Annotated in this window: 1 protein-coding gene; it reads right to left on the bottom strand. The window is 56.6% G+C overall.

Going from position 1 to position 804, the window contains the following annotated elements; all coding sequences use genetic code 11:
• Positions 1-480, bottom strand: a 480-nt coding sequence (locus tag IQK56_RS30400) for a glucan biosynthesis protein (RefSeq protein ID WP_193901967.1), incomplete at its 3' end; no start/stop codon positions are given.
• Positions 481-804: the final 324 nt, after the last annotated feature.

The following is an 804-nucleotide window of genomic DNA, read 5'->3' as shown; positions in this document are numbered from 1 at the left end:
CTTGAACAGTTTGAAACCGGAGAAACCCAAGTCGCCGGTCAGCTGTTTGGTATCGACGGTGGTTTTTTCATAGTTGAACAGCGAAGGGCGAAAGTGCACCTCGCGAGCTTCACGGGTTTTCGGATCAACGCTGTGCATGCGCACCGGCGTCTTGAAACCCATGCCGACGTGGAAAAACTGCACGTCCAACTGGCCGTTCACCTCTTTCCACAACGAATGCTTGCCGTCGTAGCCGATGGCGTTGAAATTCTGCGGGGTCATGGTCGCCAGGGTCGGCGGCAGCACCTGCTTAGTGTCTTTGTACGCGGTCCCGGCAAGCTGCTTGGCCTGGGCCTTCAGTGCGTCGAAGTCGAACGCCACGGCCTTGCCGTCGGCGGCACGGTTCCCTGCCCAGGCCTGCGCGGCCAGCAGGCCGCTGGCGGACAAACCGGTGTAGGCCGCAATGGCCATGGAGGCTTTGAGCAAATTCCTGCGGTGCATAGAGACAACCTGTCGTGAGCAAATCCCGCGCCGTTCCTGGCACGTGCTGGATCAGAAATTACGGTTCGGACATGCCTTCGGCCAAACGCAACGGACATTAAACAGACGCCGGATAGCTTAAGCGGTTCGATGACGTAGGAAAATTGATTGATGGCTGTGTGATGGCGCTGCATATGCGACAAGACATTTCAGAGCCAGTAGACGATCACCTTACTCAAACATTATGAAGATCCAAATGCTGGGAGCGGGGCTGCCCCCGATAGACGGTGTTTCAGTGAAGAAGGTGTTTACTGACACTGCAATCGGGGGCAAGCCCCCTCTTAT

Source organism: Pseudomonas cyclaminis, from assembly GCF_015163715.1.
In the GTDB taxonomy this organism is placed as follows: domain Bacteria; phylum Pseudomonadota; class Gammaproteobacteria; order Pseudomonadales; family Pseudomonadaceae; genus Aquipseudomonas; species Aquipseudomonas cyclaminis.
This window is presented reverse-complemented; position numbering and strand designations above follow the sequence as displayed.